This window comes from Streptomyces sp. NPDC093225, assembly GCF_044753805.1.
In the GTDB taxonomy this organism is placed as follows: domain Bacteria; phylum Actinomycetota; class Actinomycetes; order Streptomycetales; family Streptomycetaceae; genus Streptomyces.
In genome coordinates, this window is sequence record NZ_JBIVNX010000008.1 from 1 (window position 1) to 23,137 (window position 23,137).

The following is a 23,137-nucleotide window of genomic DNA, read 5'->3' on the forward strand; positions in this document are numbered from 1 at the left end:
GGTGGTCAACTCTTGGGGGCCCGATAAAAATGGGCGGCCGGGGGGGGGCCCGGGGGGGCGGGGGGGGGGACGGGGGGGGGGGCGGGGGGGGCGCGCGGGGGGGGGGGGGGGTGCCCCGCCCCCGGCCCCGGCGCCTCGGGTCGTACCTGGTCCGGCGGTCCGCCGGCCCGTGCGACTACCAGATCGCCTCGACCCACTCCGGGTGGTCGATGAACGGGTTCCGGTTGTGCTGGTAGGTGTCGAAGATGACCTGGTTGCGGCGCTGCTCGAAGGCGTCCGGCGGGTCCAGCTCGTTCCACTGCTTCAGGACGCTGAGGCGGCCGTGCAGCGGGACCGAACCGTTGATGGAGTCGTTGACCTCCAGGTTCGGGTAGCCGTCCTCGCCCTCGTAGCGGACGGCCATGTAGAAGATCATGCGGGCCACGTCGCCCTTGACGGCGTCGCGCGGCTCCCAGGAGTCGGAGTCCGTGCGGCTGCCCGGGGCCTCGCCGACCGCGCTGCCGCCCATGTCGAAGTCCTTGTTGCCACGGGTGCTGTTGACCGTGACGTCCTCGGGACGTATGTGGTGCAGGTCGGTGCCGGGGCCGGCCGACGTGCCGAAGTCGCCGTGGCTCTGGGCCCAGACGTGCTCGCGGTTCCAGTCGTTGACGCCGCCGCCGTTCGTGGACTTCGACTGCGAGCGGCCGGAGTAGACCAGGATCACGTTGTTCGTGTTGTTGGGGTCCTGGTCCGTGTTCTTCAGGGCGTCCCAGACGGCGCTGTACGAGATCTTGGACTGCGTCTTGATGATGCCGTGCAGCGCGGACTTGAGCGCGGTGCCGGTCTTGCCCTCGGCGGCCGCGTAGTACGAGTCGTACGGTGCCGCGGTGGAGGCCGCGGAGGCCGCGGAGCCCGTCGGCAGCATGAGCGCGACCGCGGCCACGGCGGCACCGGCGGCGGCCCAGCGGCCGCGACGGACCTTGCGCAGGGAAGTCATCACGTGGGGGAAACCTTTCGGCAACGCATCGCGCCACCGCAGGATTTGGCGGCGCGTCATGCTCTGGGGAGAGAATCCGGCCACATCGTGTCATCCGAGCCACGAAATTGCGACATGTGCATGACGGGAATCTGCAGGAACGGTGACGCGCGTAGACCGAAATGCCGCATCCGGGGGCGAATTCCGGCCCCCGGGGCCGACAGCTCCTGCCCGCATCGCCGGAACGGGCCATTCCGATCAGGGGGTTGGCATGCGTCCGGGGCGGCGACGAGATCGGCGGGGCCGACCGGGAGTGGGTCCGGGCACGCCACCGGGGGCCCGCGCTGCCGTACCGGGTCGACGCCCGGCAGGGGTTGACGGGCGTCGACCACGAGGCGCTCGGCGCGTGGGTGCGCGAGACCCGTTCCCTCCTCGCGGGAGGGCGCCGGGGTCAGGCGTCGCGGGCCGGCGGGGAGGAGACCGGGCGGCGGGCGTAACAGAAGAGGTGCTCCTCGTCGGCCGCGCCCTTGGGATGGAACACCGACACCTCCTGGTGGAGCACGTCGAGCCCGCAGTCCTCGCGCAGCCGGCGCACGAACTCCTCGGGGGCGAAGCTGGACACCCGCACCGGGCGCCCCATCCACTCGATCACCACGTCCTCGACGTCGGCCGGCACCGTGGCCGTCACCAGGTATCCGCCCGGCGCCAGCCAGCCCGCCATCCGCTCCAGCGAGGCCGCCGCCTCCGCCCGGCTCATCATCAGCAGCGGGAAGAACGCGCAGACCGCGTCGAAGCTCCCGTCCGCCGCGCTGAACTCCCGCACGTCGCACTGCTCGAACCGGGCCCCCGGTACCTGCTCGCGGGCCAGCCCGACCATCTCGCCCGACACGTCGATGCCGGTCACCTCGCAGCCGGCCCGGGCCAGCAGGTCGGCCACCGGCCGCCCGGTGCCGCTGCCGACGTCCAGCACCCGGGCACCCGCACCCAGCCGTGCCGTCAGCCAGTCGACCGCCGCCAGCTGGCCCGGGAGCTCGCCGAAGGCCTGCTCGTACGCGATGCCCAGCCCGTCGAACAGCTCGGCCGCCGACACCGTCGCCGGCGGCTCCGCCGCCGTGCCACCGCCCGCCGTGCCACCGCCCGCCGTGCCACCGTTCGCCGGTCCGCCGTCCGGCCGCCCGCTCGCCTCCGGTCCCACCGAGTCCCAGCCGCCGACACCCGTGCCGCCGCCGGTCCCGTCGTTCGCCTCTTCGCCGCCCATCGCGGCCTCCTCCCTCGTACCGGGCCCGGACCACCCCGGCCCGCGGGTCAACTACCCACCCGGCACAACGCCGTCACCGGCTCCGGGAGGCGTGGTCGCGGGCCCGTGCCACCCGCTCGGAGGAGGCGTACGCGGCCTCCGGGGCCGGCGGCCGCGGCAGGCGGCGGGCCAACGGCAGGGCGGCGGCGCCCAGGACGAAGCCGTAGCACGCCACCAGGCCGTGCCCGTTGTCCTGGGCCACCCACAGCGCCAGGCCCGCGGCCGGGACCGCGACCGCCAGCAGCCGGAACCTCGTCCCCGTCGCGGTCAGCAGCAACGCCGCCGCGAGGGTCGCGCCCAGGAAGTACGTCGCACCCGAACTGCCCGCGAAGTTCCGCGGATCGGTCGTGGGCGCGGTCTCACCGAACAGCGCGTCGATCCGCTGCGGCAGCAGGACGCCCGCGGCGAACAGGGCCACCGCCACCGGGCCGCCCCAGAACCACTCCGCCAGCGCCCCGACCACGGCGAGCGTGATGATGTTCCACAGCGCCCCGAACAGTCCGCCGTTCTGCATGAACACGGCCGTCACCACACGCCACCAGCCGCTCCTGCGCGGATCGGCGTCCATCGCGTCCATCGCCCCGGCCCAGCACAGCTGGACCACGACCGCCCCGACGGCCACCACGGTCAGACCGACCGCCACCCAGGGCACCGGACGCCGCCGTACCGTGTCCTCGCCGATCAGGTGCACCCCGGCCCTGAAGGTCAGCACCATCAGTGCCGCCGTGGTCAGGTTGAACACTATGGCGTCCACGCAGATCGTCCCCCGTTGGAAAGGGCCCTGGTCACGGGCCGGCGCTCACCCTAGTCCAGGGGGCTCCCGGCGCGGCGCGGAAATACCGGGACCCCGTCCGCCCCGCGCCGGGACCGAACCGCCCCTCCAACCGCCCCTCCAACCGCCCCTCCAGCCGCCCTCCACACACCGCCGTCACGGCGCCCGCGTCCCTTAGGGTGACCGCAGGGGGCCCCGTACGACGCGGGCGCGAACACGAGGACAGGGGGCGGTCGGTGGAGTCTCTGCGGCCCGGTGACCCGACCGACATCGGCGGGTACCGCCTGCTGGCACGGCTCGGCGAGGGCGGGATGGGGGAGGTGTTCCTGGCCCGGACCACGTCCGGTCGTCCACTGGCCCTCAAGACCGTGCACCGCGAGCTGAGCCTGGAACCCGGGTTCGCCGAGCGCTTCGCACGGGAGATCACCACCAACGACCGGGTGCGTTCCCCGTGGACGGTCTCCGTGGTGGACTTCAGCCCGCCCGGCGCGACCCCCCAGTGGCTGGCCACCGAGTACGTCGCCGCACCCTCGCTGGCCGACTGGGTGCGCCGGGACGGACCGCTGCCCGAGCCGGCCCTGCACCGCCTGGCCTTCGAGCTGGCGGCCGCCCTCGTGGCCGTCGACGGGGTCGGCGTGGTGCACCGCGACATCAAGCCGGCCAACGTCCTGCTGGGCCCCGAACGGCCCTTCCTCATCGACTTCGGCATCGCCCGCGCCGTCCGCGACGCGCGCCGCACCCGGACGGGCACCGTCATCGGCACCCCGGGCTACCTCGCCCCCGAACAGGCGACCGGCGCCGTCGCGGGGGCACCGGCCGACGTGTTCTCGCTGGCCGCGGTGCTCGTGTACGCGGCGACCGGCCGGGGCCCGTTCCTGGGCCCCGGGGAGGAGCCGGGTCTGCCGGCCCTCCTCTACCGGATCGTCCACGACGAGCCCGTCCTCGACGGCGTGCCCGGATCGCTCGCGCCCCTGGTCGCGGACTGCCTCGCCAAGGACCCCGAGCTGCGCCCGACCGCCGAGGAGGTCCGGGCCCGGCTCACCGCCGACGGGCCGGACTGGGCGGGCGCGGCGCCCGCGGCCCTGCTCGCGGAGACCGCCCGCCGGGAGGCGGACCTCCGCACCCGCCTCGCCGCCACCGACCCGCAGCCCCCGGCCGCCACGACGACGCCACCCGCCCCCGGCCCGTACGCCCCGGCCGGCAGCGCCGCCCCGTCGACGCCCACGCCCTACGGAGCGGTCCCGGCCACGCCCACGCCCTACGGCGCGGCTCCGCCCGCGCCGAACCCGTACGGGACCCCGCCCCCGGGCGGCCCGTACGGAGCCCCGCCGGCGTCCGGCCCGTACGGAAGCACGCCGGCCGGAAGCACGCCGGCCGGGACCGCGCCGGCCGGGACCGCGCCCGTCGGGGCCGCCGCGCACGGAGCCGGCCGCCGGTCCAGGGCGATCACCGCGGCCGTCGGCGTGGCCGTCCTCGCCACCGCCGTCACCCTGCTGATCCGGTACACGGGGAACGCCGACGACCCGGGTGGCGACGACCGGGGCGACAAGGCCGCGCCCCCCACCGCCGCGCACTCGCCGACGACCGCCCCCGCCACCACCCCGGCGACGGCCGCCGCGAAGTCCCTCCCCGCGTCCTGGATCGGCACCTGGACCGGAGTGGGGCCCGGGACGCCCGACGCCGACGGCATCTCCCGGGCCAGGACGCAGGACTTCAAGGTCACCGTCACCTTCCGCACCGGCGCGGTGGGCGAGCTGGTGGGCAGTCAGGTCAGCGACCTCCGCGAGATCGGCACGGGCCGGAACCTGGGATGCACCGAAGCCCTCAAACTGGTCCAGATCAACGACCGCACCGCCGTCCTCACCGCCGTCACGAGCCACCCCACCGACCGCTCGCCGCTCCTGACCTGCCCGCAGGGGAACCAGTACGTCGTGACCATGGCCGGCACGGACCGCATCACGCTCGAGTCGGAAGGGGCCCAGTCGGCTGGCGCCCCCGCCGCCCTCACCCGCCGCCGCTGAGCGGACCGGACCCGCCCCGGCTCACGTCGTGCGATCCGGCCGGACGAGGGCCGCGGCGTCCAGGCCGTCGGCCCGCCGTTCGAGACCGGCGGCGATGTCGTCCCAGTCGGGCCCGTGGATGCTCAGGCTGCCGGCCGCCTCCCTCATCAGCTCCGGTTCGTGGGGCCGCTGGATGCCGCCGGGACGGGCCCTTCCAGGGGGACGCGCGGTCGCGCGTCCCCGCGCGGGGCAGCTCACCCCCCGGGCGGGGCCCGCCGGGTGCTGGGGTAGAAAGGGGAGGCGTTCCACGAGGAAGGGTGCACAGCATGGACACCGTCGGTCAGCCCGACCACCGCGCCGCCGTGGCGGCGGAGACCCGCCGCTTCGCGGACGTCATCGAGGGGGCCGACCTCGCCGCGGCCGTGCCGGACTGCCCGGGGTGGACGCTGCTGGACCTGACCCGGCACGTCGGGGCCGTCCAGCGGTGGTTCTCCGTGCTGCTGACCCGGCGCGTGCAGGAGCGGCCGACCAGCCGTGACGTGGACCTGCGGCTGCCCGCGGAGGAGAGCGGGTACGCCGAGTGGCTGGCGGCCGGCGCGGAGGTGGCGGCCGAGGCCTTCGCCGCGACCGGCCCGGACGAGCCCATGTGGGTGTGGGGCGCCGACGGCCACGCCCGGTTCTGGGCGCGCCGGATGTGCTTCGAGACGCTGCTGCACCGCGTCGACGCGGAGCGGGCGGTGGGTCTGCCCTCCGCGCTGGATCCCGCCCTGGCCCACGACGGCGTCGACGAGTTCCTGGTCAACCTGCCCTTCGCCACGCCCTTCGCACCGAAGGTGGCCCACCTGCGCGGCCCCGGTCGGACCATCGGGTTCTCGTACGGCGCTCCCGGCGCCCCCGGCGGCGCGTGGCTGGTGGAGCTGCGCCCCGACGGGTTCGGCCCGGTCGGCGACTCCACCCGGGCCGCCGACGCGACCGTACGGGCGGCCACCGCCGGGGACCTGCTCCTGCTCCTCTACGGCCGCCTCGACCGCGGCGCCGACACGGTCACCACCGGCGGGGACGCCGGCCTCCTCGACCTCTGGTTCGCCAACTCCGAGTTCTGAACGGCCCCGCGGCAGCGGGCCCGCGGTCCCCTCACGAAGCGGACGGCAGCGGCGGCGTCGGCAGCGGGCGTCCCTCGCGGGCGCTCGCGGCGAGGACCACCAGGGCGTCGGTCCAGCCCAGCGGGGCCACCGAAGAGGGCCGCCCGGAGCCGTTCACGGTCTCGGGCAGTTCGCCGAGCCCGTTGCGGTGGGACAGCACCCACCGCAGCACCCGGTCCGCCTTCGCCCCGTCGCCCAGGTGCGCCCACGCCACCGCGAAGAAGGACGTGCTGGCGGTCCAGGCGTACGGGCCCCAGTCGTGCCCCGGATCGTCGCCCGGCGAGAGCCCGCCGTTCGGCAGCACCAGTGCCCGGTACGTGGAGTCCAGCGCGCCCCGCAGCCCCGCGGGCGCCGCGTTGAACGGCGGCGCCATGAAGGCCGCCGCACTGTCCCGGCCGTGCCGCCCGTCCGCCGTCCGCGGATAGCCGCGCGGCGCGAAGGAACCGGCGATGCCCCGTGACAGCCGCCGCGCCGCGGCGGCCCAGCGCTCCCCGTCCGCCTCCCGGCCCAGCCGGACGGCCAGGTCGGCCGCCGCGTTCAGCCCCGCGAGCAGCGGCGCCGCGGTCCCGATGGTGGGGGCGTCGGCGTCCAGTTCCCAGTAGTCGGGGGAGGCCGGCGGCAGCCCGTCCGGCCCCAGCGTGCGGGCGGTGCGGTCGGCAGCCGCCCGCACCATCGGGTACAGCGCGCGCAGCCGGTCGTCCCGCCGGTCCGGCGCCGCGTACCGGTACCACTGCCAGGTCGCCCACGGCACCCACCCGTTGGCGTCCAGCTGCCACGTCCGGCCGTCCGGGGGCCCGTTGCCGTCCAGCCGGGTCCGGGCGTCCCAGGTGCCGTCAGCCCGCTGGGTGCGGGCGTCGTACCGCAGGATCCGGTACGCCTCCTCGTCGTGGCCCGTCGCCGCGAAGGCCGCAGCCGCGAAGGCACCGTCCCGGGGCCACGAGTACGCCCAGGCCGGCGCCCAGGCGGCGGCGAACGCGCCGTTCGGCCGCAGCAGCGCCCGCATCGACAGCAGCGCGCGTCGCACCGCCGCCCGCTGCTCCGCGGTGGCCCCCGGCACCCGGCCGGCGGCCGACCAGCGCCGGCTCTCCGCGATCGCGGCCCGGGCGCCGGGGTCGTCGGCCGGCACCACGGACGAGGCGGCGGCGCCCGCGCGCAGGTGGCGCCACCGTCCCGACGGCAGCCGCAGCACGCTGCTCCCCTCGACGTACGCGGCGCCCACCGCGAAGGACGGCGCCACCGCTTCGACGGCCTTCCCGTCGGTCAGGAGCCCGGCGGTGCGCGCGGCGAGCGCGGCGGCCGGAACGTAGCAGGGCTCCGTCTCGCCGCACCGCTCGCCACCGGCGGGGTTCACGTGGAAGGCGAGCCGGGAGGTGTACGGATGCCAGCCGCCCCAGTACGGCTCGTCGTAGTTCCAGCTGGTCAGCGAGCCCCGCACCGGTCCGGGTGTGCCGTACCACGCCACGGGACCGGGGGCGCGGGTGACCGCCTGCAGGTGGAGGTGGTACGTCCGGCCGGGCACGAGGTCGGCGCGTACGGGGAACTCGACCCAGCCCGCGCCCGCCCCGCCCAGCGCCGCCAGGTCGACGCTCGCGGACGCCACGGCCGACGAGGCGTCGTCCCTGGTCCGGCGGATCTCGGCCCGCAGCCGCCCGGTCGCGGCCCCGCTGCCCAGGTACACGCTGACCCGCGTGACGCGCCCGCCCGCGGTGGTGAACTCCTGGGCGGCGGCACGGCCGGGGGCGCGTACGCCGAACAGGGCGCTCCCGTGCCGTGGTTGCCCGTCGTAGGGGGGATCGGCCGTGGCGGTCAGCGGGACGGAGGCCAGCAGTGCCAGCGCCAGTGCGGCGGGGAGCACGCTCGTCGCAGCGGTCATCGGCGAGCCCTTCCAACTCGGGTGCGGGCAGCGGGATCCGCGGCCGCACACGGGGAACTCCCCACCCCATGCCCGCTGGTGGGAGGGCCGAACCGGACCGGAACGGTGCTTTCCGTCGCTGGCCGCCCCGCCGCCCCGGCCACCGGCCCGAGGCCCGCGAAGAGGGTTCGAACAGTCGTCCGGCCAACAGCCCGACCAGGTCCGACCAGGGGTTCGACCCCGTTGTCCGGCCCGCTTCACGACCCCGGACGGCACCGTGGCGGGATCCCACCCCACCGGCCCGCACGTCGGGCCCGCGCCGGTGCGAGCGGGGCCCCGGCGGGGCAGTCTTGCTGCGGGGGGCCCGGGGGCCCGCGCGGAGGCGAGAGGGGCGGCACGGTGGTGCAGGAATGGGACTGGACGACGGTGGAGTTCGGCGACGCGCACGCCGGGACGGCGGGGGTCCTGCTCGCCGACGGCACCGAACCCGACCCCGTGTACGTCGACGCCGGCAGCGGTCCGGAGGGGTACCCGACGACGCACTGGACGGCGTACGACGGACAGCACGGCAGCCCCAGGGCCCGTGCCCTGCGGGCGGCCTGCGCGTGCGGCTGGCGCGGGGCCGCGGAGTACCCCCTGGACCGGCGGGCCCTGGGCGACGGGCCGCCGGAGGAACACCGCGTCGACCTGTCGGGTCCGTTGGCGGACTGGAACGCCCACCTCTCGGTCGTCCGCGAGACGGTGGTGCCCTTGCCCGAGCCGCTGGCCGGACTCCTCCTCGACCTCTCCGACGAGCTCGGGGACGTCGTGGCGGACGCCCCGCTGGCCGCGCTGCGGGCGGTCGGGATCCTGCGGCGGATCATCGCGGAGGCGGCGGACGAGGCGGCCGAGGCGGTCCACGACAGCGGCGCCTCGACGGAGTCGGTGGCCGCCGCGCTCGGCACCACGCCGTCCGAGGCCTTCGGCCTCCTGCTGCGCTACGACACGTTCTGAAGCCCTGGTCGGCGGTCGGCCGGCGACGGGTGACGGCACCGGAAGGCCGGCCGGCGACGGCGGCCCACGGCGCCTGACGGTCGGACAGCGGGGGCCGCCGGCAGCCGACATGGCCGCACCCGCTGTCAGCGGCGGCTGCCACACTGACCCGATGGATACGACGAGTGACCAGCGCGGCGACGACCACACCCGGGGCACGGACACCGGAGCGGCGGGTGGGACCTGCCCGCTCGACGTCCGGGTGGACGTCGACGACCTGCTGCTGCGCACCGACTGGCACGCGGTGGACCACTGCTGCCCGGACGTGGCGCCGGAGATGCCGGTGATCCTCCGCGGACTGCTGGACGACGACCCGCGCGAGCAGGGCCACGCCCTCCGGAGCGTGTTCGAGGCCCTCTCCCGGCAGCAGGTGTTCTACACCGCGAACGCGCCGGCCACCCGGTTCGTGGCCGCGGTCCTGCGGGACCCGCGCACCCGGGCGCTGGTCACCGACCGCGATCCGGTGGAGGAGGCCCGGCTCGGACCGCAGGCCCCGTTCCCGCTGCGGGTGGGCCTGTTGAACTGGCTCGGGGACTCGATCGCGGAGGCGCTCGCGCAGCGTGACCGGCCCTACGGGGACGCCGAGAACCTGGAGGCCGTCCTCGACCTCGCCCCCGAGCTCTACGACGCCGTGCACCCGCTCCTCGCCGCGGACACGGCCGAGGTCCGCGGGGCGGCCCTCGCCGCCGTCCTGCCGCTGCTGCGGCTGCCGGCGCTGGCCGAGCGGATCCCCGCCGTGCGCGCCCAGGTCCTCACCCTCGCCCACGGCGAGCACCCGCACCGCTGGCGCGCCCTCGACACCCTCGCCGCCTGGGGCGAGGACGTCACGGCGCTGTTCTGACCCGCCGGCGACGGCGTCGGCGTCCGGGAGGCGGGGGGCGGGGGGCCGGTGTCCACCGGGTGCTCCCCGGGACGCCGGCGCCGTCCGCCCGGCTCAGCGCGCGATCGGCAGCCCCTTCGGCTCCTTGATCCGTTTCATGATGATCTGCGAGTTGACCTCGGTGACCCCGGCCAGGGCCGTGAGCCGCTCGATCCACAGCTGCTCGTACGCGGCGAGGTCCTCGACGGCGATGCGCAGCAGGCACCCCGGGCTGCCGAACAACCGGTAGGCCTCGATCACGTCCGGGATGTCCCGCAGCGCCGCCTCGAAGGCCTCGACCGTCTCCCGGTCGCGCCGGACCTCGATCGACACCAGCACCTCGAAACCGCGGCCGACCGCCCCCGGGTCGACCACCGCCCGGTAGCCCTGGATCACCCCGTCCTGCTCCAGCTGGCGGACCCGGCGCATGCAGGCGGAGGCGCTCAGGCCGACGCGCTGGGCCAGCTCCAGGTTCGTCAGGCGGCCGTCGTTCTGGAGCTCGCGCAGGATGTGGCGGTCGATCCGGTCCATGACGCAATTATGTGCGACGGAAACGGTCAGGATGCCGCCAACTTCGCAATCGCGTTGCACGGCTCCTGCCCTATCGTTGCGCCCCGGTGGCCGCGTACCCGGCCGACCGCGCGCCTCCCGGGCGCCCGGTCGCCCCCGCCGCCCCGCCCCCGTACGACACCACGCCCCGTGAGGCAGGCACCCATGACCCGCGCCAGCGCCGCCCCCCGCACCCGCCGCATCGTGCTCATATCGACGGGCGGCACCATCGCCAGCCGCTGGCAGGGCACGGGCTACGCCGCCGACGCCTCCGGCGACGACGTGCTGGCCGGGGCCGCCCTGCCCGAGGACGTCGCCGTCGAGGTCGTCGACCTGTTCCGGGTCAACAGCTCCCGGATGACCACGCGACACCAGCTCGAGCTGCTGCGCACGGTCCACGAGACCCTCGCCGACCCGGACGTCGCGGGCATCGTCGTCACCCACGGCACCGACACGCTGGAGGAGACGGCCCTGCTGCTCGACCTCCACCACCACGACCCGCGCCCCGTGGTCCTCACCGGCGCCCAGCTGCCCTTCGACGCCGCCAACGGCGACGGCCCGGGCAACCTGTGCGACGCGCTGCGGGTGGCCGCCTCGGTACGGGACCTCGGCGTCCTCGTGGTCTTCGACGGCCTCGTCCACGCGGCCCGCGGCACCGTGAAGGTCCAGACCCTGGCCGCCGACGCGTTCGCCGACCCCTCGGGGGAGCCGCTCGGCAAGGTCGGTTTCGGCGGGGTCGCCGTCCGCCGCCGCCCGGTCCGGCCCGCGCCGCTCGCCCTGCCGGCGGCGGCCCGTACCGCCTCCGACACCGCCCCGGCGGCGGCCGCGGACGGGGCCGCCGCGCTGCCGCGGGTGGACGTCCTGACCCACCACAGCGACGGCGACCCGGTGCTGCTGCGCGCGGCCCTCGCCGCCGGCGCCCGCGGCCTGGTGCTGGTCGGCACCGGAGCGGGCAACGCCACCCCCGAGATCGTCGACGCCGTGGCCGCCGCGGTCGCCGCCGGCGTGCCGGTGGCCGTCACCACCCGCGTGCCCTCCGGTCCGGTCGCCGCCGTGTACACCGGCGGCGGCGCCGTCGACCTCGCGGCCGCCGGCGCCCACCTGACCGGCACCCTGCGCGCCGGGCAGGCGCGGATCGTGCTGCTCGCCGCCCTGCTCGCCGAGCCGTCCGACGCGGAGCGCCGCGCGGCCCTCGCGACCCGGCTGCTGATGGCGCCCGAGGACCCGGCCGCCACCGCGACCCCGCCGGCCACCGTGACGACGCCGGCCCCCGCGACCGCGCCCGCCGACGCCGACCCCGCGCTCGGCACCGCCCCCGCGGCCGGGACCGTCATCGTCGCCGACCCCGCTCTGGCCACCCGCCGCGAGCACGACCTCCTCGGCGACCGCGACGTCCCCGCGGACGCCTACTGGGGCATCCACACCCTGCGCGCCACCGAGAACTTCCCCATCACCGGCATCCCGATCTCCGCCTACCCGCACCTGATCGAGGCCCTGGCCGCCGTGAAGGAGTCCGCCGCCGTCGCCAACGAGCGGCACGGCCTGCTCCCCGAACCGAAGGCCGGGGCCATCGTCGCCGCCTGCCGCGAGATCCGGGCCGGCGCGCTGCACGAGGAGTTCGTCGTCGACGTCGTCCAGGGCGGCGCCGGCACCTCCACCAACATGAACGCCAACGAGGTCGTCGCCAACCGCGCCCTCGAACTCCTCGGCCACGCCAAGGGCGAGTACGCCCACCTGCACCCCAACGAGGACGTCAACCTCAGCCAGTCCACCAACGACGTCTACCCCACCGCCCTGCGGGTGGCGACGATCTCCGCCGCCCGCGGGCTCGTCGAGGCCATGGCGGTCCTGGAGGGCGCGTTCGCCACCAAGGCCGCGGAGTTCTCCGACGTCGTCAAGATGGGCCGGACGCAGCTCCAGGACGCCGTGCCCATGACCCTGGGCCAGGAGTTCTCCACGTACGCCGTCATGCTGGAGGAGGACCGCACCCGCCTCGCCGAGGCCGTCGCGCTGCTCCACGAGATCAACCTCGGCGCCACCGCCATCGGCACGGGCCTCAACGCCCCCGCCGGGTACGCCGAGACCGCCCGCGGCGCCCTGGCCGAGATCACCGGGCTGCCGCTGGCCACCGCCGCGAACCTGGTGGAGGCCACCCAGGACTGCGGCGCCTTCGTCCAGCTGTCCGGCGTCCTCAAGCGCATCGCCGTCAAGCTGTCGAAGACCTGCAACGACCTGCGCCTGCTCTCCTCCGGCCCGCGGGCCGGCCTCGGCGAGATCAACCTCCCGCCGGTGCAGGCCGGTTCGAGCATCATGCCGGGCAAGGTCAACCCCGTGATCCCCGAGGTGGTCAACCAGGTGGCCTTCGAGGTCATCGGCAACGACATGACCGTCACCATGGCCGCCGAGGCGGGGCAGCTCCAGCTCAACGCCTTCGAGCCGGTCATCCTGCACGCCCTGTCCAAGAGCATCGCCTCGCTGCGCGCGGCCTGCCTGACGCTCGCCGAGCGCTGCGTCACCGGCATCACCGCCAACGTCGACGTGCTCCGTGCCGGCGTAGAGAACTCCATCGGCCTGGCCACCGCGCTCAACCCGCACATCGGCTACACGGCCGCCACCGCGCTGGCCCAGGAGGCCCTGCGCGGCAACCGCGGCGTCGCCGAGCTCGTCCTGGAGCGGGGCCTCCTCCCCGCCGACCGGCTGGCCGAGCTGCTGCACCCCGACCACCTCACCGGCGGGACGGCCCGCTCCGCGAACTGAGCCCGGCGGGAAGACCGGACGCGGCCCGGCCCCCGCGCCCGCGCGAGCCCCTGGCTTGCGGGGCGGCGGGGGCGGTCCCATAGTCCGAGGTGTGGACGACCGCGAGGCGGCGCTCCAGAAGGCGCACCGACACGCCGTCCGCTGGCTTGCGAGCCTGTCCGACCGCGAGGTCCCGGCCCGCGCCGCGGTCGACGAGGTCGTGCGCGCCCTCGGCCCGGACCTCCCCGACGGTCCCACCGCGCCCGACCAGGTCGTCGACCTGCTGGCCACGGCCTGCGAGCCGGGACTCACCGCCTTCCCCTGCGGCCGCTTCTACGGGTTCGTGGTCGGGGGCACCGAACCGGCCGCGCTGGCCGCGGACTGGCTGGTCAGCGCCTGGGACCAGAACAGCGTCATGCGGGCCGTCTCGCCCGCGTACGCGGCGGTCGAGGACATCGCCGGCAGCTGGCTCCTGGACCTCCTCGGCCTGCCGGGCGGCAGCGCCGTCGGGTTCACCACCGGCGCCACGATGGCCAACTTCACCTGCCTCGCCGCCGCGCGCGACACCGTGCTGCGACAGGCCGGCCGGGACGTCGCCCGCGACGGGCTCACCGGCGGCCCGGCCGTACGGGTCCTGGCGGGTGCCGACCGGCACATGGCCGTCGACCTGGCGCTGCGCTACCTGGGCCTGGGCCTGCCCGAGCTCGTGCCGGCGGACGACCAGGGCCGGATCCGGTCCGAGGCCCTGCGCGCCGCCCTCGCGCCGGCCGACGGCCGGCCCACGATCGTGGTCCTGCAGGCGGGGGACATCCACTCCGGCGCCTTCGACCCCTTCGCCGAGGCGATCTCCGCGGCCCGCGGGGCCGGCGCGTGGGTGCACGTGGACGGCGCCTTCGGCCTGTGGGCCGCCGCCTCGCCGGAGTACGCCCACCTCACCGCGGGCTGCGCGGAAGCCGACTCCTGGGCGACCGACGCCCACAAGACCCTGAACGTCCCCTACGACTGCGGCCTGGCCGTGGTGCGGGATCCGGCCGCGCTCCGGGCCGCCGTGGGTCTGCGCGGCGACTACCTCATCCACCACGAGCACGGCGACCCGATCGACAAGGTCCCCGAGCTCTCCCGGCGGGGCCGGGCCTTCCCCGTCTGGGCCGCGCTCAGGGCGTTCGGCCGCTCCGGCGTGGCCGGCCTGGTCGACCGGCTGTGCCGGCACGCCCGCACCTTCGCCACCGGCATCGCCGGGATCGAGGGCGCCACCGTCCTCAACGACGTGGTGTTCACGCAGGTGTGCGCGGCCTTCGGCGACGACGCGGCCACGGACCGGGTGGTGGCCCGGCTGCTCGACGACGGGACGGCCTGGATCAGCGGATCCACCTGGCACGGCCGCCGCGTCCTGCGGATCTCGGTCAGCAACTGGTCCACGACCGACGGGGACGTGGCCCGCACGCTCGACGCCGTCCGGCGGGCCGCGGCCCTGTGACAGGTCGTGCCGACCCCGGTGGGTCGGGCGGGGGTGGACACGACGCGCCGAGGGGCCGCGCCGGGTGAGAGGGTCAGCGGGTCAGCGGGCGGCCGGGGCCGCCGCCGTCGTCGTACCGGCCGCGCCGGCCGCCGCGGGGGCGGGCGCCGGGGGCGTACCCGTCGCCCCGGTGCCGGGCGTGGGCGACCCGGACGGGGTGGCGGGCGTGCAGGTGACCTCGTCACGCGGGGTGTAGTGCGTGCGGAAGGTCTCGCGCCCGACCTCCTCACCGCCCTTGAGGAAGACCCGGCCGACGTTCACGTCGAAGCCCTCCAGCGGGGTCTGCACCTCGCAGTCCGGCAGCGTGCCGGTGCGCTTGCCCGGCGGCACGACGTTCTCGCGGGGGCCCTTGGTGGCGCGGACCTCGTCGTACTTCTTCGTGCCCAGCAGGCTGATGGTCACGGAGGAGTCCGTGGACTCGGCCTTGACGTAGATCGGGTGGCCGGAGTCGTTCTTCCAGCGCAGGTCGAGGGTGCCCCAGGCGACCGTGGCCTCGCGGCCCTCGGGGTAGCGCTCGATGTAGAACGAGTGCGCCCCGTGCTCGACCGGGTGGACGCCGGCGAAGAACACCGCGTTGTACATGGTCGTCGCGACCGCCGAGACACCGCCGCCGGGGGACTTCGTGTACTGACCGTCGTTGATCATGATGCCGTCGACGAAGCCGTGCTCCTTCGTCCGCTCGCCGACGGTGTTGTTGAAGCTCCACGTCTCACCGGGGCGGACGACCGAGCCGTTGATCAGCTCCACCGCGCGGTGGATGTTGGTGATCCGGTACGGGGCGGGCGGGAAGTGCACCGTGAAGGAGGACATCCGCTCCTTGATCCCCAGGGCCTCGGCCTCCGCCACCGTCATGCGCGGCGACACGACCGTGGCGTCCAGCCGCCCGGTGCGGGCCTCGGCGCCGGTGCGCGTCAGCAGCGGCACGACGGCGGCGCGCAGCTGCTCCGCGGTCACGTGGACGGTGCCGGCGCGGCCCTCCTCGGTGACGACGGCACGGCCCGCGGAGTCGACGCGGAAGCCGGCGCTCGGGCCCGGTCCGACGGCGGCCAGCTGACGCGTGACCGAGGGGTCGGCCAGCAGGCCCTTCGCGTCCAGCTTCGGCACGAGGCGGCCCTGGGCGTCGGCCTCGACCGTCAGGTGCTTCCCGATCACCTCGGGGGAGAGGGAGATCGACGAGCTCGTGCCGGCGACCTTCAGGACCACCCGCCCGGACATCGCGGGCCGGGCGATCTCGCGGAGCGCCCGCTCGGTCTCCCCGGCGTCCGCGGCCGGCGGCGTCTGGTTCACGGGGAGCGCGACGGGGGCGGTCCGCGGGCTCAGGTAGGCCGCGCGCACGACCTGTGCCACCTGACCGTCGCGTACGGTGACGCCGGTGACCGGGGCGGTGACGCGGGGCGCGCCGGCCGCGAAGGCGATCGAGCCGTTGCGGGGCTCCGGGCCGGCGTCGGACAGGCGCTCCACGGTGGCCCTGGTCGCCGTGTCGTCCATCCGGACCACCGGCTCGACCTCGCGGTCCTCGCCGCCGGTGAAGAGGCGGCCGATCACGTCGAAGGGGCCGTTCCCGGCCGGCTCGGCGCTCCGGGCGGTGGCATCGGGATCGAAGGAGAGGCCGAACGCGGCGGGGGAGATCTGCTCGGTGCGGTCGCCGATGCGCAGGCTGAGGGGTGCCACGGCGGCCTTCCCGAGGCCGCGCTCGAGCGCGGCGCTGGCCTCGGTGCGGTTCATGCCGCCTATGTCGACGCCCCGGACGTGCGTGCCGTCCGCTATGGCGTTGCCGGCCATCAGCAGGCCGGCGCCGTACAGGCCGCCGAATCCGAGGACGGCGGCTCCGCCCGCCAGGGGCAGGGCGGTGCGCCAGTTGCTCATCAAGCGGCGTGCGGGTCGCATGTCTCTCCTGGTGCGTCGACAGAACGATGGGGGCCCGGCGGGCGGGCGCGAGCCGTCCCCGGAGCGCCACCAGACCGCGAACCAGCATGCGCCAAAAAGCATCAAAACGGACAAAAATGTGCGAGTTCTCACGTTCGTCGCGGCGCCGGCCTCCGAGTGCCGTCCGGCGGGTCCGTGACCGACGGTGAGTCGGCGGACGCGCGCCGGGGCGGGGGGCGCCCCCCGCGGTCGACTGCCGGATCCATGTCGAATGCGGGGGCGGGGAGTTGGACCGAGTCGATCTCGAGCAGAACGGCAGACAGGGCGCGGAACCGCACGTACGCTCGGGGAGCATGACCTGGCGTAACAGTGTGAACCAGCTGATGGGGCAGCTCACTGGCTATGAGCTGCGCAAGGCCCGGAGTGCCCACAAGGTGACCGAGGCCCCGAAGCCAGTGGCCAAGCCGGCTCCCAAGCCGGCCGGCCTGAAGTTCCCGGCGGACTACGACGACGGGGCCAAGGAGATCATCACCGCGGTGAAGCCGTGGACGATGACGTCCATCGAGCGTCTGAACGCCCTTGTCCAGTCCGTGCGTTACGTCACCCGGCACGAGTTGCCCGGCGCGATCGTGGAATGCGGCGTCTGGCGCGGCGGCAGCATGCAGGCAGTGGCCCGCACGCTGCTCTCGCTCGACGTCACCGACCGCGAGCTGTACCTCTTCGACACGTTCGAGGGGATGACCGAGCCCACCGACGAGGACAAGCGCGTCGACGGGGCCAGCGCCGCCCAGCTGCTCGCCGCCCAGGGCAAGGACCGCCCGATCTGGGCACTGGCCACCCTCGACGACGTCCAGGACGGCTTCTCGCGCATCGACTACCCGGCGCAGCGGCTCCACTACGTGCAGGGCAAGGTCGAGGACACCATCCCCGAGCAGGCCCCGGAGCAGATCGCGATCCTGCGCCTGGACACCGACTGGTACACCTCGACCAAGCACGAGCTGGTCCACCTGTACGACCGCCTCGTCCCCGGCGGCGTCCTGCTGCTGGACGACTACGGGTACTGGCAGGGCTCGCGCCAGGCGGTCGACGAGTTCCTGGAGGAGACCGGCGCCCGCCTCCTGCTGACCCGCATGGACGAGGGCCGCATAGCCGTCAAGCCCTGACCGGCCGCGCCCGCTCGCCCCGCCCCACCGCACGCCCTCGTCGCCCGCCCCGCCCGCCGCTCCCGAGTCCGCTCGGCCGCGGCGGGCGGTGGTCCGTGCGGCACGCGTGGTCCTCAGGCGAGCCGCTCGTCGACGGTGCCGCGCGGGAGGACTGACCGGGTCGGGCCGGCACGGGCCGGATCGACGGGGTGGGATCGACCGGGGTCGGACCGGTCGGGTCGTCGCCCCGCGCGGGCGTCGGTGACGGCGCGCCATCATGGAGTGTGGACACCGCAAGCCCGTGCCCCGGGTCGCGCGGCGCCGAGCCCGGCGCGGCCGGACGGCTCGATGTCGACCCCACCGCGCGCACGGCCGTGGCCTGGCTGCCGCCGGACCGGCTGTGGGGCCCCGTGCAGCGCATCCGCGAGGTCCACGACCCCCAGGTCCGCCGCTGGCCCCCGCACGTCAACCTCGTCTTCGGCTTCGTCCCCGAGGCCGATTTCGCGGCCGCCGCGCCGCTGCTCGCCGCCGCCGCTGCCACCCAGCGGCCGTTCGACGTCCGTCTCGCCGGAGTGCGCTACTTCCGCCACCACGCGTACGCCACCGTGTGGCTGGATCCCGCTGCAGCCGGCCCGGGTCCGTGGGTGCGCCTGTACGAGGCGCTGGCCGAGCCCTTCCCCCGATGCCGGGACCGCCACGAGCGGTTCACCCCGCACCTCTCGCTGGGGCGGACCCGCCACCCGCGCCCCCTGGCGGCCGACTGTGCCGCCCACCTCGGTGTCATGAACGCACAGGTCAACGAGGTCGTCCTGCTCTCCCGACGCGGCCCCGACGACCCGATGCGTCCGCGCGCCCGACTGGCCCTCGGCACCGGCGCGCTGACCTGGACCGGTCGGCCGGAGGGGCCGTCCGCCGACGGCTCCGGATCCGGTCCGGGGGGCGCCGACCGGCATCGGCACCTCGATCGCTGATCATCAATCCGGACAAGGGCGTACACACCACCAACACAACTTGACCACTTTCAGCCAGCGTTGCATCGTTCCCGACCGTATGCCTGCTCGAAAGACCTGCAGGCCTGTGGGAGGGGACACCAGAACCGCATGTCAGACATGCCCGCGAGACGCCGGACAGGGACGTCTCGAGCACCCAGGGGCCGCCTGTTCGGGAGGAGCGCGGTCGCCGTGACGACCGCCCTCGGACTCACCGTACTGGCCTCACCGTTCGGCAGGGCGGCCACACCCGCCCCCGGGGCCGCCGCCACCGCGAAGGCCCGCAAGCCCGCCGTGAGCGCCACCGCCAAGGCCGTCCAGGACGCCCTGCGCAAGGCCAAGGCGACCCGAAAGCCCGTCACCGTCGCTCCGCTGACCACGGAGTCGACCGAGACGGTCGCCAACCCGGACGGCAGGAGCCTGTCCGTCAAGAGCCACGCCCAGCCCGTGCGCGTCAAGCGCGGCGGAGCCTGGAAGACCCTCGACGCCACCCTGCGCGTCGGCCCCGCCGGGACCGTCACCCCGGCCGTCACCGGCGCCGCGCTGACGCTGTCCGGCGGCGGTACCGGCCCGCTGGCCACCATCACCACCACCGACGGCAAGAAGCTCTCGGTCACCGCCCCCTTCGCGCTGCCGAAGCCGACGCTGCGCGGCGCGACCGCCACGTACGCCTCGGTGCTGCCCGACGTGGACCTGAAGGTCACCGCCCTGCGCGACGGCGGCTGGCGCGAGGTCATCGTCGTCAGGTCGGCCGGGGCCGCCGCCGACGCCCGGCTCAAGAGCCTGCGCTTCCCGGTCTCCACCAAGGGTCTGAAGCTCGCCGCCGACAAGGGCGGCAACCTCACGCTGAAGGACGCCCGCGGCGCGGTCCGCATGCACGCGCCCACGCCCTTCCAGTGGGACTCCAGCCACGCCGCCCCGCCGGCCACGGGCAAGGCCGGCCAGCGCGCCGCCGCGAGCGCCGACGCCGCCCCGGGCGTGCGCTCCTCGGCCGAGCAGCCCGGCGACGGCGCCAAGGTCTCCAGGATGGCCGTCGCCGCGACGGACGGCGCGATCGTCCTGACGCCCGACGCCAGGACGCTCGGCAAGGGCGCGGGCCCCTGGTACCTCGACCCCACCGTCAGCGTGGACGGCCGCCGCGAGGTCAACGCCCAGGTCCAGGAGAACCACCCGACGACGTCCAACGTCAACACGCTCAGCACGCTGGGCGTCGGCTACTGCGGCTACTCCGACTGCACCGGTTCGGGCGGCTTCCGCTACCGCTCGTACTTCCAGATCGGCATCCCGTCGGTCCTGTACGCCGACGGTTCCCGCGGCACCGCGCAGATCTCCAGCGCCACCCTGTCGGCCCAGGTGACCCAGGCCTCGGCCCCGGGCACCAACAAGCCGATCGGCCTGTGGAGCACCGGCGTGATCCCCGGCGGCGCCACCTGGAACAACCAGCCCTGCGGCACCGGCTCGATCATGGCCGGCTGCACCAGGGTCGGCACCGCCTCGATCGTCGGCACCGGCCAGATCAACTACGACGTGAAGGACTGGATCCAGCGGGCCGCCAACGAGCGGTGGCCGAACTGGACCGTGGGCTTCGCCGCCGACAACGAGTACGAGAAGTACTACCGCCACCACCTCGGCGCGGACCCGACCATCACCATCAACTACGACATCGCGCCCACCATCTGGTACCCGCGCACCAGCCCCACCCCGGGCTTCGCCGACACCGGCAGCTACAACGACTGCGTGACCCCGGGCGGCGGCTACGCCTGGTACAACCCGGGCTGGGTCGGCGCCAACCAGTACGTCAAGCTGCGGGCCAACACCTGGTCGCCCATCGGCTACAACGCCCTGTACACGAACTACCACATCTGGGACGACAACAACGCCCAGTTCAACCAGTGGAAGCAGAGCGGCCCCACCGGTAGCTACGGCGAGGTCGAGTACTGGGCCGGCAACCTCGACGACGGCCACCAGTACGGCTGGACCGCCTCCGTCACCGACGGCTGGCTGTCCTCCACGGACACCGGCGCCTGCTACTTCCGCGTCGACAAGACCGCACCGGCCGTGGGCATCTCCTCGACCGACTTCCCGGCCAGCGGCACGCTGAACGTCCTGCCGAAGCTGAAGGTCGGCCAGGCCGGCACCTTCACGGTCACCGGCACCGACCCCGCCCCGGGCGCCGGCCTCAACGCCTCCGGCGTCGCCTGCATCCGCTGGACGAACGACCCGACCCCGGTCACCGGCTGGAGCTGCAACGAAGCCGCCACGAGCAACAGCGGGGTCATCAAGGCCGCGAGCGGACAGTTCGGCTTCACCCCGCGCAACTGGGGCACCAACATCCTGTTCGTCCAGGCGATGGACAAGGCCGGCAACTACAGCCAGCCCTTCCCGTACACCTTCTACGCCCCCTGGGACCCCGCCACCGGCGCGGCCGTCCCCGGTGACCTCAACAAGGACGGCCGCGGCGACCTGCTCAAGCCCGACGCCGCGGGCAACCTGCTGGTCATGACCGCGGACAACGACCCGACCACGGCGAAGGGCGCCCCGCTGGGCCTGGCCCCGCGGGTCACGCCCGAGCAGCCCACCACGTGGAAGGACGTCCAGACCACCCACCGCGGCGCGCTGCGCTCGATGGGCGTGGACGACGTCTTCGCGCGGACCACGACCGACCCCGTCCTGGCGAAGAACCTCTACCTGTACCCGAACAAGGGCGACGGCACCTTCGGCACGTACGCGCCGGTGGCCAAGCCCACCGCGTGGATCGACGTCGACGGGACCTACCTGGACCAGGCCCCGGCCGGTTGGGTCGCCGACTGGTCGGCGACCACCCAGGTGCTGGCCCTCGGCGCCCTCAAGGCCCCGCTGGGCGAGTACGACGGCGACGCCGCCTCGGAGCAGACCTCCGTCCTGGCGGTCGAGAACGGCAACCTGTGGCTGTACCGCTCGAGCGGCATCAACAGCCTGGACGCGGAGGCCGTCAAGGTCTCCGGCACCGGTGACTGGGCCGGCTACGAGCTGATCAACCCGGGCCCGGCGAGCGGCAAGGCCCAGCCCACGCTGTGGACCCGCAAGATCTCGGACGGCAGCATCCGCACGTACCCGATCGGCACCAGGACGGTGAACGGCGTGGTCGTCCTCGACCTGTCGGCCCTGTCCTCGCCGACGAGCGCGGCGTCGACGGTCATCCAGACCGGCATCGACACCAACCGCTTCGGGCGGATCGGTTCCGTGGGCGACGCCACCAAGGACGGCATCGCCGACCTGTGGGCGATCGACAAGACCACCGAGCAGCTGCGCTTCTGGCGCGGCAGGACGGCGGACGGCAAGGCCACCTCCGCGGTGAACGGCTTCGAGGCCCCCGTGGACCTCGGCGACACGCACGACCCCGTCGACCGCTTCAAGCTCTCCGGCGCGACCGGCGGCAAGACCCCCGACGCGTACGGGCAGTACCCGGGCACGGTCAAGGGCGGGGTCACCTTCACCCAGGACACCGTGAACGGCGCGAGCACCACCGTGGCGACCTTCAACGGCACCGACGCGGCCATCGAGGCCCAGGGCCTGAAGGTGGACACCACCAAGTCCTTCTCGATCTCGCTGTGGACGAAGGCCAACGCCCTGACCGACGGCGTGGTCATCAGCCAGGACAACAACCAGACCAGCGGCTTCATGGTCTGGCCGGCCACCATCGGCAACGGCTACGTCAACTGGCACATGGGCATGGCGACGGCCGACAACGGCGGCTGGCCCTACGACACCACGGACTCGCGCAGCGCCGCGGCCCGCGTGCAGCAGGGCGTCTGGACCAAGCTGACGGTCAGCTACAACGCCACGACCGGCCAGCTGGCCCTGTACGTCAACGACGCGCTGGCCTCCACCGGCTTCCACACCACGAAGCTGGCGGCGGCGGGCTCGATCGTCCTCGGCCGGTACAAGAACACCAGCCAGGGCAAGAACTACTACAACGGCAGCATCGCCGACGTGGTCGTCGAGGACCGCCCGGTGGACCCGGCCGGCAAGCCCGGCCCCGTGGTCTCCGACATGGCGGCGGGCCGCTGCCTGGACCTCAGCGGAGGCGTCTCGGAGAACGGCCGCCCGGTCCAGTTCTGGGACTGCAACGGCTCCACCGCCCAGCAGTGGACCGCCGGCCCCGACGGCTCCCTGCGCATCCTGGGCCGCTGCCTCGACGCCATCGGCGCTGGCACGGCCAACGGCACCCAGGTCGCCCTGTGGGACTGCAACGGCGGCGGCAACCAGAAGTGGATCGTCCGCGGCGACGGCTCGATCTACAACCCGGCCTCCGCCCGCTGCCTCGACGCGCCCAACGGCACCACGTCGAACGGCACCCGCCCGCAGCTCTACGACTGCAACGCCACCCGCCCCCAGCGCTGGCACACGGTCCCGGTGACGTGACGCCGTAGCGCCTGACCCGGAAAGAC

The 23,137-nt window shown here is 74.8% G+C and carries 16 protein-coding genes and 1 pseudogene; 10 read left to right on the forward strand and 7 right to left on the reverse strand.

What is annotated here, in order from left to right; translation table 11 throughout:
• Nucleotides 1-175 precede the first annotated feature (175 nt).
• The 3 genes from ACIQCH_RS09895 to ACIQCH_RS09905 all read right to left on the reverse strand — a co-directional run bounded on the left by ACIQCH_RS09895 (nt 176) and on the right by ACIQCH_RS09905 (nt 3,006).
• A complete protein-coding gene (locus ACIQCH_RS09895) occupies nt 176-976 on the reverse strand; it encodes an endonuclease I family protein (protein ID WP_402579854.1) in 801 nt (266 codons plus the stop codon).
• A 430-nt stretch (nt 977-1,406) separates the two neighbouring features.
• Complete coding sequence (locus ACIQCH_RS09900) at nt 1,407-2,213, reverse strand: class I SAM-dependent methyltransferase (RefSeq protein ID WP_402579856.1); 807 nt, start codon at nt 2,211-2,213, stop codon at nt 1,407-1,409.
• Nucleotides 2,214-2,286: 73 nt separating this feature from the next.
• A complete protein-coding gene (locus tag ACIQCH_RS09905) occupies nt 2,287-3,006 on the reverse strand; it encodes a hypothetical protein (protein WP_402579858.1) in 720 nt (239 codons plus the stop codon).
• Between the two features lie 254 nt (nt 3,007-3,260).
• Here ACIQCH_RS09905 and ACIQCH_RS09910 point away from each other — a divergent pair, with 254 nt between their 5' ends.
• The gene (locus tag ACIQCH_RS09910; RefSeq protein WP_402579860.1) at nt 3,261-5,045 is read left to right on the forward strand and encodes a serine/threonine-protein kinase; all 1,785 of its coding nucleotides are present in this window, start codon (nt 3,261-3,263) and stop codon (nt 5,043-5,045) included.
• A gap of 21 nt (nt 5,046-5,066) precedes the next feature.
• On the opposite strand, the gene ACIQCH_RS09915 is transcribed toward ACIQCH_RS09910, so the two are convergent.
• The gene (locus ACIQCH_RS09915) at nt 5,067-5,192 is read right to left on the reverse strand and encodes a hypothetical protein (protein ID WP_402579862.1); all 126 of its coding nucleotides are present in this window, start codon (nt 5,190-5,192) and stop codon (nt 5,067-5,069) included.
• A 158-nt stretch (nt 5,193-5,350) separates the two neighbouring features.
• On the opposite strand from ACIQCH_RS09915, the gene ACIQCH_RS09920 reads away from it, so the two are divergent.
• Nucleotides 5,351-6,127 (forward strand): maleylpyruvate isomerase family mycothiol-dependent enzyme, encoded by a 777-nt coding sequence (locus ACIQCH_RS09920; RefSeq protein ID WP_402579864.1) that lies wholly within the window; start codon nt 5,351-5,353, stop codon nt 6,125-6,127.
• 31 nt (nt 6,128-6,158) lie between these two features.
• Here ACIQCH_RS09920 and ACIQCH_RS09925 read toward each other — a convergent pair whose 3' ends face one another.
• Entirely contained in the window at nt 6,159-8,039 is a 1,881-nt protein-coding gene (locus ACIQCH_RS09925) for a hypothetical protein (RefSeq protein ID WP_402579866.1), read from the reverse strand.
• A 378-nt stretch (nt 8,040-8,417) separates the two neighbouring features.
• Here ACIQCH_RS09925 and ACIQCH_RS09930 point away from each other — a divergent pair, with 378 nt between their 5' ends.
• On the forward strand, nt 8,418-9,011 hold the full coding sequence (locus tag ACIQCH_RS09930; protein WP_402579868.1) for a hypothetical protein: 594 nt from the start codon (nt 8,418-8,420) through the stop codon (nt 9,009-9,011).
• Nucleotides 9,012-9,162: 151 nt separating this feature from the next.
• The gene (locus ACIQCH_RS09935; RefSeq protein WP_402579870.1) at nt 9,163-9,891 is read left to right on the forward strand and encodes a hypothetical protein; all 729 of its coding nucleotides are present in this window, start codon (nt 9,163-9,165) and stop codon (nt 9,889-9,891) included.
• Nucleotides 9,892-9,984: 93 nt separating this feature from the next.
• Here ACIQCH_RS09935 and ACIQCH_RS09940 read toward each other — a convergent pair whose 3' ends face one another.
• Entirely contained in the window at nt 9,985-10,440 is a 456-nt protein-coding gene (locus ACIQCH_RS09940) for an Lrp/AsnC family transcriptional regulator (protein ID WP_402579872.1), read from the reverse strand.
• Nucleotides 10,441-10,623: 183 nt separating this feature from the next.
• Between ACIQCH_RS09940 and ACIQCH_RS09945 the strand changes: the two are divergent.
• The 3 genes and pseudogenes from ACIQCH_RS09945 to ACIQCH_RS09955 form a co-directional block, all read left to right on the forward strand.
• Nucleotides 10,624-11,697 (forward strand): annotated as a pseudogene (locus tag ACIQCH_RS09945) (asparaginase); the annotation flags it as partial.
• Nucleotides 11,698-11,790: 93 nt separating this feature from the next.
• Nucleotides 11,791-13,215 carry an aspartate ammonia-lyase gene (locus ACIQCH_RS09950; RefSeq protein WP_402580181.1) on the forward strand — a complete coding sequence of 475 codons (1,425 nt, stop codon included), beginning with the start codon at nt 11,791-11,793 and terminating at the stop codon, nt 13,213-13,215.
• A 91-nt stretch (nt 13,216-13,306) separates the two neighbouring features.
• Nucleotides 13,307-14,671 carry a pyridoxal phosphate-dependent decarboxylase family protein gene (locus tag ACIQCH_RS09955; protein ID WP_402579874.1) on the forward strand — a complete coding sequence of 455 codons (1,365 nt, stop codon included), beginning with the start codon at nt 13,307-13,309 and terminating at the stop codon, nt 14,669-14,671.
• Nucleotides 14,672-14,752: 81 nt separating this feature from the next.
• Here the strand turns inward: ACIQCH_RS09955 and ACIQCH_RS09960 are convergent, their stop codons facing one another.
• On the reverse strand, nt 14,753-16,597 hold the full coding sequence (locus ACIQCH_RS09960) for a VanW family protein (RefSeq protein ID WP_402579875.1): 1,845 nt from the start codon (nt 16,595-16,597) through the stop codon (nt 14,753-14,755).
• A gap of 332 nt (nt 16,598-16,929) precedes the next feature.
• Here ACIQCH_RS09960 and ACIQCH_RS09965 point away from each other — a divergent pair, with 332 nt between their 5' ends.
• The 3 genes from ACIQCH_RS09965 (at nt 16,930) to ACIQCH_RS09975 (ending at nt 23,111) form a co-directional block, all read left to right on the forward strand.
• Complete coding sequence (locus ACIQCH_RS09965) at nt 16,930-17,739, forward strand: TylF/MycF/NovP-related O-methyltransferase (protein ID WP_402579877.1); 810 nt, start codon at nt 16,930-16,932, stop codon at nt 17,737-17,739.
• Between the two features lie 263 nt (nt 17,740-18,002).
• Nucleotides 18,003-18,689, forward strand: a complete 687-nt coding sequence (locus ACIQCH_RS09970; protein WP_402579879.1) for a 2'-5' RNA ligase family protein — start codon at nt 18,003-18,005, stop codon at nt 18,687-18,689.
• A 210-nt stretch (nt 18,690-18,899) separates the two neighbouring features.
• The gene (locus ACIQCH_RS09975; RefSeq protein ID WP_402579881.1) at nt 18,900-23,111 is read left to right on the forward strand and encodes a ricin-type beta-trefoil lectin domain protein; all 4,212 of its coding nucleotides are present in this window, start codon (nt 18,900-18,902) and stop codon (nt 23,109-23,111) included.
• Nucleotides 23,112-23,137 lie beyond the last annotated feature (26 nt).

Coding starts and splice junctions, on each gene's coding strand:
- ACIQCH_RS09935 (WP_402579870.1), top strand. CDS start 9,163: ATGGATACGACGAGTGACCAGCGCGGCGACGACCACACCCGGGGCACG.
- ACIQCH_RS09960 (WP_402579875.1), bottom strand. CDS start 16,597: ATGCGACCCGCACGCCGCTTGATGAGCAACTGGCGCACCGCCCTGCCC.
- ACIQCH_RS09915 (WP_402579862.1), bottom strand. CDS start 5,192: ATGAGGGAGGCGGCCGGCAGCCTGAGCATCCACGGGCCCGACTGGGAC.
- ACIQCH_RS09920 (WP_402579864.1), top strand. CDS start 5,351: ATGGACACCGTCGGTCAGCCCGACCACCGCGCCGCCGTGGCGGCGGAG.
- ACIQCH_RS09895 (WP_402579854.1), bottom strand. CDS start 976: ATGACTTCCCTGCGCAAGGTCCGTCGCGGCCGCTGGGCCGCCGCCGGT.
- ACIQCH_RS09925 (WP_402579866.1), bottom strand. CDS start 8,039: ATGACCGCTGCGACGAGCGTGCTCCCCGCCGCACTGGCGCTGGCACTG.
- ACIQCH_RS09940 (WP_402579872.1), bottom strand. CDS start 10,440: ATGGACCGGATCGACCGCCACATCCTGCGCGAGCTCCAGAACGACGGC.
- ACIQCH_RS09965 (WP_402579877.1), top strand. CDS start 16,930: ATGACCTGGCGTAACAGTGTGAACCAGCTGATGGGGCAGCTCACTGGC.
- ACIQCH_RS09900 (WP_402579856.1), bottom strand. CDS start 2,213: ATGGGCGGCGAAGAGGCGAACGACGGGACCGGCGGCGGCACGGGTGTC.